Source organism: Tateyamaria sp. (genome assembly GCF_039940735.1).
Taxonomy (GTDB): Bacteria; Pseudomonadota; Alphaproteobacteria; order Rhodobacterales; family Rhodobacteraceae; genus Tateyamaria.
The window spans coordinates 1-16571 of sequence record NZ_JBDVGB010000030.1; the positions used below are offsets into that span (position 1 = coordinate 1).

Consider the following 16571-nt stretch of genomic DNA (forward strand, 5'->3'; position numbering starts at 1 on the left):
ACTTTGGGAATGTGTCTTCGCCTCCGAACTATTGGGACATGGAACTTGGCACAAAGGTGCCCGGCAATCGCGAGATGTGCGCCAACCTTCTGAAATTGACGCAATATTTCAACTGCATCCATTTTGCGGGCGGCTATCCGGTCGAACCTGTCGATATCCACGCTTCGGTGCGGCACTTGGATGTCGTCTATGACAAGCTGACGCTGACAGATAAGGCGATGCACGCCTATAGCCTTGGCAAAGAACGCGTCGAAGACGTGATGGAAATGGTGCGCATCGCAGGCGGCTTAAGTAATGAAGAATTCGAAGCGACGCCGCGCATATACACGAACATTAATTCCACTTCGCCGCTGAAACACGATCACCCGATGATTGACGGTTGCTTGCGTATGGTGCGTCGTGGGCAGGCGGTTGTCGTGACGCCGTTCACGCTGGCCGGGGCCATGGCGCCGGTGACGATGGCGGGGGCTGTGGCGCAATCTATTGCCGAAGCGCTTTGTGCTATTGCGTTGTTTCAATACGTCAATCCGGGCTGTGCCTGTGCGATTGGCACGTTTACGTCGAACGTGGATATGAAATCGGGTGCGCCTGCATTTGGCACACCAGAATATATGCGCGCGACACAAATGACGGGCCAGATGGCGCGATTTTACGGGCTGCCCTTGCGGTCATCTGGCGTGTGTGCCGCCAATGTGCCGGACGGACAGGCGATGTGGGAGACCTCAAACAGCCTTTGGGCGGCGGTGCAATCGGGCACGAACATGGTCTATCACGCGGCGGGTTGGTTAGAGGGCGGGCTTATCGCGTCACCTGAGAAATTCATTATGGATTGCGAGGTTTTACAACAAATTCAAAGGTATCTAGATCCCGGTTTAAGCGCGACTGGGACAGATGATATCGCACTTGATGCGATTAAATCAGTCGGGAACGAGGGGCATTTCTTTGGCATCCAGCACACGCAGGATCGTTACGCAACTGCGTTCTATCAACCTTTCCTAAGTGATTGGAAAAACTATGAAGGTTGGGAAGCAGCCGGATCCGTATGGACCCCGGATCGCGCCCACACGATGTTCAAAAACATAATCGCCAACTTCGAGGCCCCCGCGATCGACGAAGCGATCCGCGAAGAGCTTGCAGATTTTGTGGCCCGTCGGAAATCCGAAGGTGGGGCACCGACGGATTTTTAGGCCGTTTTAACATCCGTAAAAAAGATCGAGTTTTATTTATTAGCGGATTCTTTAACCCTTTCCGTCCAAAAGCAACGGAGAGGATTTGGGATAAAGCCGTCATGCATGGTCTGATAAATCGAGCGATACAGTGCTTTGTGAGCGATAGCTACGGGGCCGACAATTGGGTTGAGGTCGCGCGCGTTGCCAATCTGCGGTTTGTCGAATTTGAATCGATGTTGGTTTATGATGACGATCTGACGCCGAATTTGTTGGACTCTGTAAGTTATGTTTTGAACCGTCCGCGTGATGACGTCATGGAAGATATCGGGACGTATCTTGTCTCGCATCCAAATGTCGAACGACTGCGACGATTGTTGCGGTTTGGGGGCGTGACATTTGTCGAATTCTTGCATTCTTTGGATGACTTGCCCGACCGTGCGCGCTTGGCCGTGTCTGACCTGACGTTGCCCAGGATCGAATTGCGCGAACACGGACCGGGTCATTTCAGCCTGATTTGTGAAAGCCCGTTGGTTGGTTACGGGCATGTTGTGATGGGTGTTTTGCGTGCCATGGCAGATGATTATGGTGCGTTGGCTGTGCTGGAACATGCCGGTTCGGGGAAAGGTGTTGAAACCATTTCAATTACATTGATTGAAACTGAGTTTGCAGAGGGCCGTTCTTTCGAACTTGGCGCGCGCGCGTCATGATCGAAATTTCCGGACTTACCAAAGCGCTTGACGTTTTATGCCCCATGCATCTGCTTTTGTCAGACACTGGTCATGTCGTGCACGCCGGGCCAACTCTTCAAAAGCTGCGCCCGGATACATTGCTTGTGGGGCAGCGGTTTTTGGAAGTGTTTGATCTCAAGCGGCCGCGCACGATCAAAACGATGCAAAACTTGCGCGATACGGCTGGTGTGAAATTGCACCTACAATTGCGCGGTATCGCCAAGACCGAAATCAAGGGCGTGCTTGTGCCTGCCCCATTGCCGGGGATGAGCATCCTCAACCTTTCTTTTGGGATTTCAGTGGTGGACGCGGTTTCGGATTACGCTTTGACCAGCGCGGATTTTGCGGCCACTGATCTGACCGTCGAAATGCTCTATTTGGTCGAGGCGAAGTCGGCTGCCATGGACGCCTCGCGCAAGTTAAACTTGCGCTTGCAGGGCGCGATGATTGCGGCTGAGGAACAGGCCTTTACCGACACTCTTACAGGGTTGAAAAATCGCCGTGCGATGGATCATGTACTTGCCCGCCATGTTGAATGGGGTACGCGGTTTGGGTTGATGCAGGTAGATTTGGATTGGTTCAAGGCGGTAAATGATAATTTGGGTCATGCTGCGGGAGATCATGTGTTGCAGACGGTGGCGCGTGTGATGGTCGAAGAAACGCGCGAAAACGATACGGTTGCCCGGGTGGGGGGGGATGAATTTGTGATCATACTTCCTTACGCCAAAGGGTCTGCAACGATGGAATGCGTTGGCCAGCGCATCATTGACAGCCTGTCCCGGCCGATCCCGTTCCAAGGTGATATGTGTAATATATCTGCGAGTATTGGCGTGGCTTTCTATGAACCGACTTCGGAAGCCTCCATCGCCGAGATCATGAATGATGCCGATGTTGCCCTATATGCGTCCAAACATCGTGGCCGTGCGACATTGACCCTTTATGACCCTTCTTTGCGAATGGAGGCAAAGAACCTGACAGCACCGTTGGGACGTTAAAGACGGGCATCTGCTTGTTGGAGTAATTTCTGATGCGCGTGGGCACGCCAAACTGGGTGAACTTGATGTTTGCGATTTGGAAGTTGTGGCGCGGCGCACCTTGGTTCGGCCTAACTTTTAAAAGTTGATGCATTGCTTTGACATGAAATGTCTCCGCATACGTTGGTTGCTTTTTGGTGTTCTGTAGCAGGAGTGAGCGAAAACAGCGTGGGATACCTCGTTCAGTCTAAAAAACGATCCCGCCGCAAAACTGGACCGGCCGAACGCGCAACATGTGACATTGTCTTCGACAAATGGGGAACCGAGCAAGACGATCAGGCGATCGGTATTTGACCTCGATCTATAGCGGCCGCGCCAAAAAGGGAGGGCATTGGGATTTTGGAACACTATCTGCTGGGGCAGAAACGTCGCATCACGTCCAAAGGGAGAATAACGCCAAGTTCATGTTTCTATTGAATGCCATAAACAGTTGGCATCCCGTAGGGGAATCGAACCCCTCTTTTCAGGTTGAAAACCTGACGTCCTAACCGATAGACGAACGGGACACGAACTGTGAGCGTTCGTTTAGGCAATCGCAGTATGCGGCGCAAGCCCAAAATTGCACCTTTTTATTAGAATATCGACTTGTGTGAAAATCAGGCGGGTGCAGCGTCCTCAAGACGCAGCTGAACGCTTTGGCGTCCGCGAAATGTGTTCAGGTCTAACCGCCCGGCAAGGTGGAAAGATGCGCCGCCGTGATCAAGCAGCACCTGTCCCATCGGGCCATCAAATGCGCCGAAGGCAATTGCATCCATACGTGCACCGCCCGCTTCACCAAAAGTGATTTTAAGATGCGTTTCACCAACCCGTTTGGCATAAAAGATGCGCATTCCAGCAAAGGCATAACGCGGAGCAGGGGCACCAGCCCCGAACGGGCCGGCCGCATCGATTTGGGCCAACAGATCGATGGTCGCTGCCGCAGGCATTAACGACCCATCCAGCCGCAGATCGGCAGGGCCAAGAGCATCAGCGCCTTGTTTGGCCAAAAGTTCGCTCAGGCGGGCCATGGCGGCTTCGATTTTGTCCTCTGTGACGGTTAAACCGGCCGCCATCTTGTGACCGCCGCCCTTTTCCAGCAATCCCTCTGCGGTCAATCGTTGGATCGGCGCGCCCAAGTCGATACCCGAAACGGACCGCCCCGAACCTTTGCCAATCCCGTTTTCGACCCCGATCACGACCGAAGGACGATTCGTGGCTTCCTTGAGGCGTGCGGCGACAATCCCGACCACACCAGGGTGCCAGTCGGGGCCGGCCGCCCAAGCCAGTGCGCCTTGCGTGCCGCGCTCTTCGGCTTGGGTTAACGCTGCCGCGCGAACGCTTGCTTCGATGTCGCGCCGGTCCGCGTTCAAAGTGTTCAGCCGTTCGGCCAAGGCAGCGGCCTCGTGTGGATCGGCAGTGCTAAGCAACCGCGCACCAAGATCCGCTTGCCCAATACGCCCGCCCGCATTGATACGCGGCCCCAGCAGGTAGCCAAGGTGATAGGGCGTTGGGGCTGTGTCCATGCCGGCAACATCCGCAAGCGCCACAAGTCCGGCACGATCACGCCGTGCCATCACCGTCAGCCCTTGGCGTACAAAAGCGCGATTGACGCCCGTAAGGGGCGCGACATCAGCCACAGTGGCAAGCCCCACAAGATCCAGCAGGGCCATCAAGTCAGGACCCTTTGCGCCGGTTTCGCGCATTTGCCGACCGGCCTCGACCAGCAGCAAGAACACCACGGCGGCCGCGCACAAATGGGCCAGCGCGCCGTCTTCGTCTTGGCGGTTGGGGTTCACGACGCTGTGCGCATCGGGCAGCGTTTCCCCGCCCAAGTGGTGATCCAGAACAACCACATCCGCGGCGTTGGCCGCAGCAATGGGCCCGTGCGAAAGCGTGCCGCAGTCCACGCATATGATCAGATCGTGACGCGCCGCAAGGTCCGCCATGGCGGCATCATTGGGGCCATAGCCCTCGTCGATGCGGTCGGGCACATACAGTGTGGCCTGACGCCCCAAATCACGCAACCAGGTTAGCAAAAGAGCCGCCGAACTGCCTCCATCTACGTCGTAATCTGCAAAAATCGCGATGCGTTCGCGATTTTCAACCGCTGCCAGCACTCGCATCGCAGCGTTTTCCATATCGCGCAAAGATCGCGGGTCGGGCATCAAATCGCGCAAGGTGGGCGCAAGGTAGGCATCTGCCTCTTCCGTCGCAACGCCCATACGCGCGAGGATTTGGCAAACCGCGCTGGGCAATTCGGTCTGCTGTACCATCGCATCAGCCGCGCGCGCAATTTCAGTGGCAGGGCCGACCCATCTGCGCCCTGTCACTGACTGGCTTACGTTCAAAAATGACACCGGATCCGCCCCTTGTTCTGACAAAAGTTATCCCCGCCGAGGCCATCAAAAGCAATGCGCGTCAGGTCAAACAGGGCAAAAGATCGCCAATGCGCATTGTGGTTGGCATCAGACCGTATCGACAGGCGTGCGATAGTTGATGCGCCGTACTGACCCGGTTTTAGACCGCATCAGTAGGGTTTCGCAGCTTAACCAGCCGGGTTCGCGCTGGACCGCAGCCAAAAGTGAACCTGAAGTGACGCCCGTCGCGGCAAAGATCACATCCTGTGTCACCATATCATCGCGGGTGTAAATGCGGCCCAAGTCGGTGATTCCTGCCTTCGCGGCGCGGCCTTTTTCATCGTCATTGCGGAACAATAGCCGACCGTAGATTTGTCCACCCATACACTTGAGCGCGGCTGCAGCCAATACGCCCTCGGGCGCACCACCTTCGCCCATATACATGTCGATTCCCGCGGAAGGGTCAGCGCAATGCATGACGCCGGCAACATCGCCGTCGGTAATCAGGCGGATCGCCGCACCGGTTTCGCGCACGGCGGCAATCATCGCTTCGTGGCGTGGGCGTTCAAGGATGCAAACTGTGATGTCAGAGGTGTCGCAGCCCTTGGCTGCTGCAAGCGCTGCAACGCGTTCCGCCGGGTCCATGTCCAACGTGACTGTGTCTGGCGCAAAGCCCGGACCAATGGCCAGCTTGTCCATATAGACGTCAGGCGCGTGCAACATTGAACCGCGCGGCCCCATTGCGATGACGGTCAGGGCGTTGGGCATGTCCTTGGCTGTCAGGGTGGTGCCTTCGAGGGGGTCAAGTGCGATGTCGACGCCGGGGCCGTTTCCGGTGCCGACTTCTTCGCCGATGAACAGCATCGGGGCTTCGTCACGTTCGCCTTCGCCGATCACTACGACGCCTGCGATATCAAGCAAGTTCAGCTGTTCACGCATCGCATTGACGGCGGCCTGATCGGCGGCCTTTTCATCGCCGTGCCCCACAAGACGGGCCGACGCAAGTGCGGCCGCTTCAGACACCCGAGCAAGGCCCAGTGACAACATGCGGTCTTGGAAGATTGAGGAAGAAGTCATGAGAAATTCCTTGGCGCGAAGTGGCTTAGACAGTTTCGATGCGCAATACGACAGGATCAGACAATAAAACGCCCGTGTCCGACATCGACTTGATCGCTGCATCAAGGTCGGCGCGGGTGGTCTTATGTGTGACGATCAACACAGGGGCAGAGGCGTCCTCGTGCTCGTATTGGCGCATCCGGTCGATGCTGACCCCAGCGTCGCCCAAAACGGTGGCGATCTTGGCCAATGCGCCGGGTTTGTCGGCCAGCGCCATGCGCAAATAGTAAGGCGCGGGCAGGGTGGCTGCGGCGCGCGCGGCCTTTTCCAAAGAGGTGGCGGGCTGGCCAAAGACAGGCAAACGCAGTCCGCGCGCGATATCGCAGACATCGCCCATAACGGCTGAGGCGGTCGGACCTTCGCCAGCACCGGGGCCACGCAGGGCAATTTGTTCGACCGCGTCGCCTTCGATCACGACCATATTGGTGCCGCCTTGCAGCTGCGCCATCGGCGAAGTGCCAGGCACAAGGCAGGGCATCATGCGTTGTTCAAGGCCACGCCCGGTGCGTTGCGCAACACCTAACAGTTTGATTTTATAGCCCATGTCATCGGCGTGCCGGATGTCGTCGATGCTGACACGTTCGATGCCTTCCAGCGCGATGCCGTCAAAGTCGGGTTGCGTGCCAAAGGCGATAGCCGACAACAGCGCCAACTTATGCGCCGCGTCAATGCCGCCAACATCAAGCTGCGGATCAGCTTCGAGATAGCCAAGCGCGTCGGCCTCAGCGAAGACTTCTGCATAGGTCAGCCCGGCACTTTCCATCCGTGTCAGGATGTAGTTGCACGACCCGTTCATGACGCCGACGATGCGGTTGATTTCGTTGCCAGCAAGCCCTTCGGTCAGCGCCTTAACGACAGGGATGCCGCCGGCCACCGCGGCCTCATAGCGCAGGGATACACCGGCGGCTTCAGCCGCTTCGGCCAGTGATTGGCCGTGGATGGCTAGCATGGCCTTATTGGCGGTGACCACGTCTTTGCCGGCTTTGATCGCGGCCTCGACGGATGCTTTGGCCGGCCCATCGGTGCCGCCCATCAATTCGACATAGACGTCTACATCATCACGCGTGGCAAGGGTAACGGGGTCGTCTTCCCAAGCGTAGCCCGAAAGCGATACGCCGCGGTCTTTGTCACGCGATCTTGCGCTGATCGCACTGATCGAGACGTCGCGGCCCGTGCGCGCAGACAGCATTGCGGCGTGTTGGCGGATGATCTTGACCACGCCGATGCCGACGGTTCCCAATCCAGCGATACCAAGGCGCAGGGGTGCATTCATGGTGATGTCCTTTTTCCGTCTCGCGCTTGGTGCGCCTATAATGTCGCGCGTTTCCGCGCGCTTGTGTGCTTGCGCGTTTCCGCGCGCTTGTGTTGCTTACGCGTAACCGCGGGCTTGTCATGCTTGCGCATCGTCGCGCGCTATTCATGCGCGATGTAACGGGTTCGGTGCAGGGGTGCAATTGCGCAGCGCTATGCGTTCACTTCATAGCTGCAAGCAGCCGCGCCTTTGTGCCTGCGTCGATAATGGAACGGCGTTGTAACGCATTCGCGCGGGCACGCAGCCCAGACACGCTGGATTCCAAGGCCTGTGTGGCTTGGACCGGATCAGCAACCACCGGGGCGCTGCGGGCCAACAGGGATTCTACCGGCACAAGGGTCGGAAAATCAGCATTTTCCAATTCCGGAGAAATCGCGCCGTCAAGCGCGGGAAAGGTGGTGCAGCCCATAAGGGTCAGGCAAAGAACAAGGGTTGTGGCGCGCATGGGCCTTGGGGCGTCCTTGGTGCGAACAAAATCTGTAACGGTGATGCACCAAGTGGTGCGCGCGCGCAAGCATGGGTTGGTTTTGAACAATTGTTCAGTTAAATTTCCCCCATGGCGCGCACAGCGGGTTCTCATTCTGACATTACAGGCCCGCGGGTACGCGAGGCAGCGTTGCGGCTGTTTGCCAGCACGGGCTTTGCGGCGGTGTCTATGCGCCAAATCGCGACCGAGGTCGGCGTGCAGGCAGGGGCGCTTTATAATTATACGCCGGACAAGCAGACTTTGCTATTTGATTTGATGCGCACCCATATGGAGGAATTGCTGGAAGCCGTTCCCTCGAACGCCAAACTGCCCGCGACTGCCCGGCTTGAGGGGTTCGTGCGCTTTCACATCGCGTTTCATCATGCGCGTCCGGATGCGGTGTTCATCGCCTATATGGAGTTGCGTAATCTGGAGCCTGAGAACTTTACTGCGATCGAAGCGCTGCGCCGCCGCTATGAGACCGTTCTGGAAGATATCTTGCAAGCTGGAGCGGCGGAGGGTGACTTTACCATCGGGGATAGTCGACTTGCGACACTGGCGGTGATTGCGATGTTGACGGGGGTGACGACATGGTTCCGCCCTGATGGTCGATTGAGTTTGAAAGCCGTGCAGGATCAGTATTGGCAGATGGTGGCGCGTTTGGTCGGGGCGTCGGATGGGAGGGCTTCAGTCTGACGTCCAAAGACGTCTGGGTCGGTGCAAAGGGTTATCGGTGAATGACGCAATGTAAACCAGCTCGGTACCCACTTTACCGGACTGACGGAATTGCTGTGGCACTGTGGATATTTGCGATCAAGGTGCCCGCCTTCAGAAAGGTCGAGAGATCGATTTTCGATGACATCGTCACCGATTGGTACGTTTTACTCTGTTCCAAAGCTCATGCGCAATCGGAGCGGCAAGCGTGCACCAACCTAAAATACCTTGGCTGTGCGCTGACAGGTTTGGACGGTAATTGAAAATGAGCATGTTAAACGGTTTACCCAGTCCCGGCGGAGGCCAGATAACCCATTGTACTGGCAGATCGGGGATGATCGTCCAGTAGTACATGTAATAGATTTGGGGTGACAGCCAGACGAATAACCAAAACAGCACAAGCGCGCCGCCGATACGGATCACGGGGCCGTGGGACCTTAGGATTGCCCAAGCAACAAGCAAGAGCAGAAGGCATAAGGTCGTGCTGATCGCGACAAGGCCCACTTGTCCCCAAGGGGTGAGATCAAAGAATGAATCTTGCTTGTACATAGGGCCGAGAATTAACGTGTTCACACAAACAAGAAAACCGCCGAGACCGGCGGTTTTCAGAGATTTGTAAGTTATTTGACGCTTACTTCAGCGATGCTACAGCTAGAATTACCGTGAATTGCTCACAATAGATATAAAGTTCGCTGTACTTGTCGGTGTCGATGCCGGCAGGCACTTCAAAGCTGGCTGCGCCTTTTTTGACGGTCAGTTTGTTGTGAATGTGCGATCCTTTTGCGTAGGTCTCGCCGTCGCCGAATGCAATCTTGATGTCTGGCGGGTTTTTCGAGGGATCGAACAGGTAGTCGTCTTGAAGAACGACCTTGGTGGTGCCTCCGTCTTTTTTAACGGCGACAGTACCGGATACTTTATAGCCTTTGCGCCCGGACAGTTGACCTGTGCGCTTTTCGCCTCCTGCAAACGCAGGAACGACGCCCAGAGTGGCAGCCGCGGCAGTCGCGATACCGAGGCCTGTGAATTGGCGGCGAGTAAGTGTCATAGTGCATCCTTTGATCAGTAAAACTGTGTGACATCATTTCTGATGTGGCATGTTACGATTGGTGGACTGATCGGTCAATAAATGACGAAACACAGCTTCGCGAGAATAGTTTCATACGTCGCGATCCGGTCGCCCATTCGCCGCTAGAGGTGGTCGCGGAAATTCGGGCCAGAGTTTAAGGTGGATCGGATGATGAAAGTGACGATCCGAAATGAAGAAACGAAAGAACCATTCGCCAGAGTTTAAGGCCAAGGTCGCGCTTGAAGCGATCCGCGAGGAGATGACGCTTGCGGAACTGTCGAAGAAGTACGGTGTCCATCCGACGCAGATTGGGACTTGGAAGCGGGCAGCGATAGAGAACATGGCGACGGCATTTACGCGCCGTGGTTCGGCTCCAGAACAGGTAAGCGCCGCCGATGTCGACAAGCTGCATTCGAAGATTGGCCAGTTGGTGGTGGAACGGGATTTTTTAGCGGAAGCCTCGCATCAACTTCTCGGGACGCGAGGCAAAAAATGGTGAGCCGAGATCACAAGTTAAGCCTTCGTAAACAGTGCGAACTGTTGCAGCTGTCGCGGTCACGTCTTTACTATCAGCGGGTCGGCGAAAGCGCTGAGAACCTGCGCTTCATGGAGATAATCGACAAGCAGTTCTTGGAAACGCCGTGGTATGGGTCACGTCAAATGGCACGCTTCATGAAGCGGCAAGGCCATAAATGCGGCCGTCATCGTGTCCGCCGGTTGATGCGCCTTATGCGGTTAGTGTCAATCTACCAGGAACCCAACACAAGCAAGAAGCATTCACAGCACAAAATCTGGCTGTATCTGCTCAGGAACGTGGTGATCGACCGTCCAAATCAGGTCTGGTGCGCAGATATCACGTATATCCCTATGCGGCGCGGTTTCCTGTATCTTGTGGCGATCATGGATTGGTACAGCCGCAAGGTTTTGGCGTGGCGGCTGTCCAACAGCATGGACGCAGACTTCTGCGTTGAGGCTCTGAAAGAGGCGCTGGCCAAGCACGGCACGCCGGAAATCTTCAACAGCGATCAAGGCAGTCAGTTCACCAGTGGCGCATGGATCGACGTCCTGACCGAGGCCAAGATCAAGATCAGCATGGACGGGAAAGGTGCCTGGCGCGACAACAGGATGATCGAACGGCTCTGGCGGTCACTTAAGTACGAATGTGTCTATCTGAATGCCTTCGAGACGGGTTCAGAAATGCGGGCTGGGATCAGCAAGTGGCTGGCCTATTACAATGAAGAACGCCCCCACTCAACACACGGCATATTGACCCCGGATGAAGCCTATGCCAGCAAAATAGGACCGATGAGGTTAGCAGCCTAAATCAAACCCTGATCCATCTTAACCGGGCTGCAAACTGGTCGAAAATCTAGGACCACCTCTCATCACTGGCACGGAAATTTAGTTAGGCGGCTTGGAAAGCGAGCAGTAGCCAGTCAAGACTAGCTTTGACTGTGCGGCCGGATCGCGAGAAGCGCGAAGGCGCCTGTTCTAGACAGCCGGTTCTTGCGCTCGCCTCATCGACCTTTAGTGTGCTGCCTTAATAAACGTGCCATTGCGCAGGTCACGCATGGCTTGCATCAGCTCGTCTTGAGTGTTCATCACGATGGGGCCATGCCACGCGACAGGTTCATCAATCGGCGCACCCGAGATTAGCAGAAAGCGGATGCCGTCAGGGCCTGCCTGAACCGTGACTTCATCCCCGGTGCCGAACCGGATCAGGGTGCGGTCGCCGGATAGGTCTCGGATGTTAAGTTCTTCGCCCATCATTTCTTTCTCAAGTAGAACACCGGTTGGCGACGAGGCGTCCGCAAAGGCGCCAGCCCCTTGGAAAACATATGCAAATGCACGCCGATAGGTGTCGATCCGAAAGGTTTTGCGCACGCCAGCGGGCACCGTGATGTCAAGGTATTGCGGATCGGCGGCAATGCCGTCGACCGGGCCGGTTACGCCCCAAAAGCTGCCTGTGATGACTTTGACAATTGTGCCGTCATCGTCCTGCACAACGGGAATGTCCTTGGCCGTCACGTCTTGGTAACGCGGGGCAGTCATTTTCTGATCTGACGGCAAGTTGCCCCAAAGCTGAAAGCCATGCATTTGGCCGCGTGTATTTCCGTGCGGCATTTCTTGGTGCAAAATACCCGAACCTGCCGTCATCCACTGCACATCGCCCGCACCCAACGTGCCGACGTTGCCAAGGCTGTCGCCATGTTCGACGGTGCCTTCCAGTACGTAAGTGATCGTTTCGATCCCGCGATGGGGGTGCCAGGGAAACCCCTTTTCGAAATGCGCCGGCACATCGTTGCGAAAGTCGTCAAACAGTAGGAAAGGATCCAGCTCGCTTGGGTCGGCAAAGCCAAAGGCGCGGTGCAGGTGGACGCCAGCGCCTTCCATGGTGGGGGTGGCTTTGCGGGTTTCCAGCGTGGGTCGGATCGACATGTATTGGCCTTTCGCGGACGACGTCGTGATCGCGGTACTTTATGGGATTTGCCCGCTACGGCAATGTCTGTGCCCGCAGGGGCCATGTGCAAGAATGTGGAAAGTGACGGGAACCACCACAGCCGTTTGGTTCTCTCATTCCCGAGGACCTGTATGTACAGGTGGGTGCCAGGTAACCGGACCAAGATCCGGACAGAGCCAGCGCCCTCGGAATTGCTTAAGGCCACCGGAATGCAACCTATTACGAGAAGGGCAGAAACCCGTCGACTATCAGATAGGGTGTGGGGCGGGGCGCGGCAATACCATTTAACGCCACAAAAGTGCGAAACCCAACTGTATCACATTCACCCGCAGTCAAGATTCAGAAATTGAAGCCCGGTTCACCTACCGACCTATTGGTCTGAGGGGGAAAAGTTGTAAGCCTCAAGCTCTTCTGGCAGCAGCACATAGATTTCGTTCGGCGGCGTAGACAGCGCATGTTGCATCACCAACGGGTCGATTCCCATGTCATTGAGGTACGTCATCACCTCGGCTTGGCCACGCTGGATGTCTTCGACTGCAAAGCCTGCGGGCAAGAACGTATTTTCGCCAAAATAGTGTTGGTGTACGCCGACGGACGCGTCGTCGTGAATATCGCGGGATATGCCTGCGGCCAGCAGGTAGGGGCAGGCGGAATAGCAGTATTCGCCTGACAGCATTTGAGTTTTGATGCCTTCCGCGCGGATATGACGGCCAAGCGCAAGCGCGTCGCTGACAGACCCGCCCTGTGATTGCACGATCAGGGTTTCGGGCGTCGGGTCGGCCGCCTCTATCAGATCAATCAGGCGTTCGGCGTCACCAGCGCGGATACCACCCTCAAGTCGATAAACAGCGTCGCTGTCGCGTGACAGCACCAGCCGGTCCGGCAATTCACCGGGGTCGCGCGCGGGCTGCACTGTGGGGCGGTCGCGATCCGGGCGAAAGGTGCGGCGTTGATCGCCGGGGCGCACTGGCTCGGTCAGGCGCGGCACGTTGGGGCCAAAGCTGGGCAAGCGCAGGCCTTGCATATCGCCGACGACTAGCAAACCACCAAGGCCCAATTGAAAGATCAAAATGCCCATCAGGACGCGGCCAACAGAGCTGCGCGGTTTTGCTGGGGCTTCGGTTTGATCGCTCATTCGGCGGCTTGCCGGGGTGCGGGAATGGGCGGGCCGGGATCAAGGGGCACGTCGCGTTCATTCAAGGTCACTTCAACGTCGCGCATCGCGGCCATGGCGGCGCGCAATTCGGCCAGTGTTAGGGTGTCTTCGATGGCCGCCCCTTCGCGCCCGCCACGAATGGCATTTTGGGTGATTGCGACAATGAACACCAGCACGGCAGGCAATAGATCGATAGCAATTGCACCAGCCCACGAGGGCACAAAATTGCGTGCATACAGAATGACGGCATCCGCCGAAGAAATCGGCGTATACGTTACATCATCAGCCGGTTGCAGCGCTTGCACGTCTTGGGCGGCGCGTTCCAGCGTGGTGGCGCGTTGGGCCAAAACTTCCAGCACCGAAGAAATCGTCGCGGCTTGGTCATTGCGGCTTTCGGCGCTGCCGCCATCAAGTTCGGGCAGAATAACCGAGGCCGCAAGATCTTGGGCCGCGCGTTCCACCAAAGGGGCCACAGAAAGCTGACGCAACTGCGTGATCAACCCAGCCAACCGCACGGCTTGTTCCGAAAATTCGACGCTGCGGGCCTCGACGGGGCCGGGTTCGACGGTCAGTGCGCGCATGTGCGATAAGATCGCGTTGCCTTCGATAAAGGACGCCTCGACCAGTGGGGTTTGCGCGCTGATTTGCCCCTCAAGGCCCGAAAGTTCCGCCGCCTTTTGACGCAACACGCGGAACACTGCACCGCGCCCCGCAAGGCCAGACAGAGAGCCAGCGGCTTCTTGTTCGCTCAGGTCCTCAAAGCTTTGGCGCACGCGGGCCACATCGCGTTCCAGCGATTGCCCCGTTAGGGCGACTTCGTGGGCGCGTTCAAGACTGACTTGATAGTCCTGCACTGTTTTGGCGAGATGTTGTTCGACGGCGGCTGATCCGGCCAAAGCGGCGGCATTCAGCCATGACGACATCGCTACAATAGCGAGCGACCCAAGTCCCATGGCCAGTGTTAACCCGATGCGCGCGCGTGTCGAACGCACGGCAGGGAACAGCCGCATCATATAGGACCAGAACACAAAGATACCGACCGAAACCGCCACGGAATATGCAATCGCCGCAAACACCGACATCGCACCGTTTTCATCCAACAGGGACGACACCCCAAGATAGGTGTAAATCCCCGATGCGGTTGCCAGCACCCCAAGGGCAGTGCCCGAGAACGTATCAAGCCACCCAAGATGCCCCTCAAGTTCGCGCGCATAGCGCACACCACGGGCCTGCGACTCGCTTAGTCGGGTGTTGTTGCTCATGTCTGTCCCTCGGTTGGTTGAGCGATAAACTAAGCGTATGTGGCCTCCACGCCAAGGGGAAGCCGTACGGCCTTGCGCAAGTTCAGGTTTTGTTCTTATGGTGGCGCCATGAACCAGAACCTTGATACGGCCCAAGACCCAACCGCGATGACGCCCGGACAGGGCTTGGCGCGGGGTGTGTCGCGCCATTTGGCCAGCCTTGGTTGGGTCACTGTCGAAGAACTTGTGCCAACGCGCGGCTTGCGCGTTGACGTGATGGCGCTGGGCCGAAAGGGTGAAATCTGGGTGGTGGAATGCAAATCAAGCCGCGCCGATTTTATGAGCGATTCCAAATGGCAAGGTTATCTAGAATGGTGCGATCGGTTCTTTTGGGCGGTGGACAGCGACTTTCCTGTTGAACTGCTGCCCGACGATACCGGCCTGATCATTGCCGACGCCTATGACGCCGAGATCATCCGCACAGGTCCCGAAACCCGACTGGCCCCGGCGCGGCGCAAAGCCATGGTGCATACCTTTGCCACCCATGCTGCGCGCCGGTTGCAAGGCTTGCGTGATCCCGGCGGCAGATCGACGTTTTAAATCGCGACAAACAGCAATATTTCTTCCTGCACACGCGTCCGTGAATGTTCGTGAATGCATAAGCGGGCGGGGTGGCGTTTTACCTTTGTGTCAACTCAGACCAAAGGGACCATTGAAATGGCACAAACCACTGACCACAAGATTTCATCGACCACCATCGCACGCGCCGCGACGATTGCTTTGTCCGTCACATTGGGCGTTTTTGCCGCCCCCGATGCACAGGCGCAGGACACGGGGCTTTACGGTTTCGGCTTTGGCGGCTTCACGTTTAACGGCCAGCAGGACGGCGACGGCAACCTCGCTGGTGCGTCTAATAGCGTAGACACGGATTACGACGACGATTTTCAGCTGGGTTTCGGCGTCGGGCGCAAGTTTTCCAAACTAAGCAGCGACAAAATTGGTGTGCGCGGCGAAATTGAGCTGAGCTATGGCGAGTCGGATGCGGATGAGATCCGATTTTCTGGTAATAACACTCCGACAGAAATCAATGTCGGCGGCGGGATCGAAGCCACGACGCTATTTGCCAACATCTATGCCGATTTCGAGACGGGCGGCGCGCTGACCCCGTTTGTTGGGGCAGGTGTGGGCGTTGGGCGGTTTTCCCAAGATCTGATTTACGGCCCCGGCGTGCAAGTCAGCGAAAGCGACACGGCCTTTGGTCTGCAATTGATTGCAGGTGCTGCTTATGAAGTGTCGGACAAACTGACATTGACAGCTGATGCGCGTTACCGCGAATTTTACGATATCGAAAGCAACAGGTTTGACCCGACGGGCGCGTCCACCGGTGTGGTGAGCGGTGATTTTAGTGCTGTGTCGATTAACTTCGGCGCACGGATCGCGTTCTAAGGGGCAACGGGCGTGTTTCGGCCCTGTGACGCCCCCTCAATTGCGCAGGGCTGATGCGCCTTGCAGGCCATCCGGAAAACCGGGTGGCCTGAATTGTTATTTAACGGCAACTGCCGCACGGGCCGCGGCAAGGATTTCCTCGGCGATTTCTTCGGCTTCTTCGGGTTCGAAATCCATTGGAATTTCAACGCCTTTTGATTCGATGTAAATGCGCACCATGCCTTGATCGGTCGGACCGATTTGCATGTTGGCTTCGATGTCGCGTTCGTTGTTGATACCCATGGTCGCCTCTTGGTTTGACGTTGCAATCTGCTAGCCCTTGCGTG

The 16571-nt window shown here is 56.8% G+C and carries 17 protein-coding genes and 1 tRNA gene; 7 read left to right on the forward strand and 11 right to left on the reverse strand.

Annotated features, from left to right (window positions below):
* The 3 genes from ABJF76_RS05375 to ABJF76_RS05385 form a co-directional block, all read left to right on the forward strand.
* On the forward strand, positions 1-1187 hold a 1187-nt coding region (locus ABJF76_RS05375), incomplete at its 5' end, for a trimethylamine methyltransferase family protein (RefSeq protein ID WP_413822535.1).
* Positions 1188-1288: 101 nt separating this feature from the next.
* Positions 1289-1876 carry a heme NO-binding domain-containing protein gene (locus tag ABJF76_RS05380; protein ID WP_413821123.1) on the forward strand — a complete coding sequence of 196 codons (588 nt, stop codon included), beginning with the start codon at positions 1289-1291 and terminating at the stop codon, positions 1874-1876.
* The gene (locus ABJF76_RS05385; RefSeq protein WP_413821124.1) at positions 1873-2892 is read left to right on the forward strand and encodes a diguanylate cyclase; all 1020 of its coding nucleotides are present in this window, start codon (positions 1873-1875) and stop codon (positions 2890-2892) included. The genes ABJF76_RS05380 and ABJF76_RS05385 overlap by 4 nt, the downstream gene beginning before the upstream one ends.
* Positions 2893-3362: 470 nt before the next feature.
* Here ABJF76_RS05385 and ABJF76_RS05390 read toward each other — a convergent pair.
* The 5 genes from ABJF76_RS05390 to ABJF76_RS05410 form a co-directional block, all read right to left on the reverse strand.
* Positions 3363-3437 (reverse strand) — tRNA-Glu (locus ABJF76_RS05390).
* A gap of 90 nt (positions 3438-3527) precedes the next feature.
* Positions 3528-5267, reverse strand: a complete 1740-nt coding sequence (gene recJ, locus ABJF76_RS05395; protein WP_413821125.1) for a single-stranded-DNA-specific exonuclease RecJ — start codon at positions 5265-5267, stop codon at positions 3528-3530.
* A gap of 108 nt (positions 5268-5375) precedes the next feature.
* Positions 5376-6344 carry a class II fructose-bisphosphatase gene (gene glpX, locus ABJF76_RS05400; protein ID WP_413821126.1) on the reverse strand — a complete coding sequence of 323 codons (969 nt, stop codon included), beginning with the start codon at positions 6342-6344 and terminating at the stop codon, positions 5376-5378.
* A 25-nt stretch (positions 6345-6369) separates the two neighbouring features.
* Positions 6370-7656, reverse strand: a complete 1287-nt coding sequence (locus ABJF76_RS05405) for a homoserine dehydrogenase (protein ID WP_413821127.1) — start codon at positions 7654-7656, stop codon at positions 6370-6372.
* A 199-nt stretch (positions 7657-7855) separates the two neighbouring features.
* The gene (locus tag ABJF76_RS05410; protein WP_413821128.1) at positions 7856-8140 is read right to left on the reverse strand and encodes a hypothetical protein; all 285 of its coding nucleotides are present in this window, start codon (positions 8138-8140) and stop codon (positions 7856-7858) included.
* Positions 8141-8251: 111 nt separating this feature from the next.
* Here ABJF76_RS05410 and ABJF76_RS05415 point away from each other — a divergent pair, with 111 nt between their 5' ends.
* The gene (locus tag ABJF76_RS05415) at positions 8252-8857 is read left to right on the forward strand and encodes a TetR/AcrR family transcriptional regulator (protein ID WP_413821129.1); all 606 of its coding nucleotides are present in this window, start codon (positions 8252-8254) and stop codon (positions 8855-8857) included.
* A 168-nt stretch (positions 8858-9025) separates the two neighbouring features.
* On the opposite strand, the gene ABJF76_RS05420 is transcribed toward ABJF76_RS05415, so the two are convergent.
* Both ABJF76_RS05420 and ABJF76_RS05425 read right to left on the reverse strand, forming a co-directional pair.
* The gene (locus tag ABJF76_RS05420) at positions 9026-9298 is read right to left on the reverse strand and encodes a hypothetical protein (RefSeq protein ID WP_413821130.1); all 273 of its coding nucleotides are present in this window, start codon (positions 9296-9298) and stop codon (positions 9026-9028) included.
* A 208-nt stretch (positions 9299-9506) separates the two neighbouring features.
* On the reverse strand, positions 9507-9920 hold the full coding sequence (locus tag ABJF76_RS05425) for a DM13 domain-containing protein (protein ID WP_413821131.1): 414 nt from the start codon (positions 9918-9920) through the stop codon (positions 9507-9509).
* Between the two features lie 211 nt (positions 9921-10131).
* Between ABJF76_RS05425 and ABJF76_RS05430 the strand changes: the two genes are divergently transcribed.
* Positions 10132-11264, forward strand: a protein-coding gene (locus tag ABJF76_RS05430) for an IS3 family transposase (protein ID WP_413822536.1) whose coding sequence is annotated in 2 segments (ribosomal slippage) — positions 10132-10414 and positions 10414-11264 — 1134 coding nt in all. Because the reading frame shifts where the segments join, the coding sequence is not laid out codon by codon here.
* Between the two features lie 204 nt (positions 11265-11468).
* Here the strand turns inward: ABJF76_RS05430 and ABJF76_RS05435 are convergent.
* The 3 genes from ABJF76_RS05435 to ABJF76_RS05445 all read right to left on the reverse strand — a co-directional run bounded on the left by ABJF76_RS05435 (position 11469) and on the right by ABJF76_RS05445 (position 14820).
* Positions 11469-12380 (reverse strand): pirin family protein, encoded by a 912-nt coding sequence (locus tag ABJF76_RS05435; RefSeq protein WP_413821133.1) that lies wholly within the window; start codon positions 12378-12380, stop codon positions 11469-11471.
* Between the two features lie 392 nt (positions 12381-12772).
* Positions 12773-13537 (reverse strand): hypothetical protein, encoded by a 765-nt coding sequence (locus tag ABJF76_RS05440; protein ID WP_413821134.1) that lies wholly within the window; start codon positions 13535-13537, stop codon positions 12773-12775.
* Entirely contained in the window at positions 13534-14820 is a 1287-nt protein-coding gene (locus tag ABJF76_RS05445; protein ID WP_413821135.1) for a hypothetical protein, read from the reverse strand. The genes ABJF76_RS05440 and ABJF76_RS05445 overlap by 4 nt, the downstream gene beginning before the upstream one ends.
* A 108-nt stretch (positions 14821-14928) precedes the next feature.
* Here ABJF76_RS05445 and ABJF76_RS05450 point away from each other — a divergent pair, with 108 nt between their 5' ends.
* Both ABJF76_RS05450 and ABJF76_RS05455 read left to right on the forward strand, forming a co-directional pair.
* Positions 14929-15399 (forward strand): MmcB family DNA repair protein, encoded by a 471-nt coding sequence (locus ABJF76_RS05450; protein WP_413821136.1) that lies wholly within the window; start codon positions 14929-14931, stop codon positions 15397-15399.
* Positions 15400-15516: 117 nt separating this feature from the next.
* Positions 15517-16245: an outer membrane protein gene (locus ABJF76_RS05455; protein WP_413821137.1), complete on the forward strand. Its 729-nt coding sequence runs from the start codon at positions 15517-15519 to the stop codon at positions 16243-16245.
* A gap of 96 nt (positions 16246-16341) precedes the next feature.
* On the opposite strand, the gene ABJF76_RS05460 is transcribed toward ABJF76_RS05455, so the two are convergent.
* Entirely contained in the window at positions 16342-16527 is a 186-nt protein-coding gene (locus ABJF76_RS05460) for a DUF6324 family protein (RefSeq protein ID WP_413821138.1), read from the reverse strand.
* Positions 16528-16571 lie beyond the last annotated feature (44 nt).